At 63.0% G+C, this 1483-nt stretch carries 1 protein-coding gene; it reads right to left on the minus strand.

Features of this window, described 5'->3' with window-relative positions:
- Window positions 1-72: 72 nt before the first annotated feature.
- A complete protein-coding gene (locus tag JQK88_RS35375; protein ID WP_203281208.1) occupies window positions 73-1317 on the minus strand; it encodes a serine hydrolase domain-containing protein in 1245 nt (414 codons plus the stop codon).
- Between the last annotated feature and the right edge of the window lie 166 nt (window positions 1318-1483).

Here is a 1483-nt window from a genome sequence, read left to right on the forward strand (position 1 = left end):
TAGAGGGCCACGTAGCCGCGTTGGTCATGCACTCGAGGGTGCAAGCGGACCCGAGCCCGCTCGCCGGGCCGGCTATGCGGACAGCGTCCTCCCCAGCGTCAGCATCTGTGGGAGAGTGATCGGGCTGTTACCGGAGCTCCCTGCTACCGGATGCGACGCCAAGCGTGCAACCACCATCTCCGCCTTAGGCGCAACATAGAGCAACTGGCCGTGCATGCCTCGGCCGAGGAACGCGCCCAACTCGTTGTGGGTCACCCACCATTGGCTACGATACGTAAAGCCGGGCAGGGTCGTGTTGTGGAATTTGGTCGGATCGCCGCCCTTTTGCACATCGTGTACCACAGAGGCGGGAATGAGCTGCTTTCCGTTCCACTCGCCCTCGCGTCGCATTAGCTCGCCGAAGCGCGCCAGGTCGCGCGCGGTCGCCGATAAGCCGCCCCCGGCCATCGCCATGCCGGCGGGATCGACCACGAGGTATCCGTCCTCTTCGCAGCCGAGTGGGCTCCACAGGCGATCATGCAGCAATTGTGCGAACGAGCGCTCCCCCACGCGAGCCAGCACCCAGCCCAATACCTCGGTGTTCGCGGTCATGTATTTGACGGTTTCGCCATGCGCGCCGGCCTTGCCTACCGTGCACAGGAAGTCGCATTGAGTCCGCATCTGGCAATCGCCAGCCAGCGGCGGCCGCAGGCCGCATGCTGCCAGATATGCCCAGACGCTGGAGCTTTTGTCTTCGTAGATCTCGCTGAAATTTAGGCCCGTCTGCATGTCCATCGCCTGGCGCAGCGTCGCGTCCTCGAATGCGCTGCCGCGCAGCTCCGGCAGATAGTGCGCGAGCGCCTTGGAGTCGTCGAGCACGCCTTCGTGTACGAGCGACGCGGCGAGCGTACCCGCATATGACTTCGTAACGGACCAGCACGCATGCTGCAGGTGCGGCTCGAGCGCGCCAAAATAGCGCTCGTAGACGATGCGCCCGCGATGCAGAACCACGATGCCGTCCGTATAGGTATCGTAGAGCGCCTCGTCGAAACGGCGCACGCGCCCGTTCGCGTCGGCAAAGGTGAGAGCGTCGATTTCCGCGGTCTTGTCGCTGCGTTCGATCAGCGCAGGCCCGCCCGGTCCGCGCCACACATTGACAGTCGGCACAAGCTCGCGCATGTGCGACAGCGACCAGCGGAGCTGCGGGAAATCGAGGAAAGCGTCGCTCTCGAAGGTGATGCGCTTGTCCGCCGGTGGCGGCGCACCGCGCATCCAGCCGAGTTCATTCGGATCGGACGCGCGGCCATCGAGGTAGCGCTGTTCATTAAATTCGAGCATGTATCGATAGTCTCCTCGTTCGTTGCCAAAGTGTGCCCTTTCTGACAAACTTTTTCTGATTGGTCAGGTCCCTTATGGGTAGGCGTCTAGAACTTGATGTCGTCGAGCGGCCAGATCGGTCGACGGACATGGCGGTACTCTGCTTTTGACAGGGCGGCAGATCCCA

It is taken from the genome of Mesorhizobium caraganae (genome assembly GCF_016836705.1).
Lineage (GTDB): Bacteria > Pseudomonadota > Alphaproteobacteria > Rhizobiales > Rhizobiaceae > Mesorhizobium > Mesorhizobium caraganae.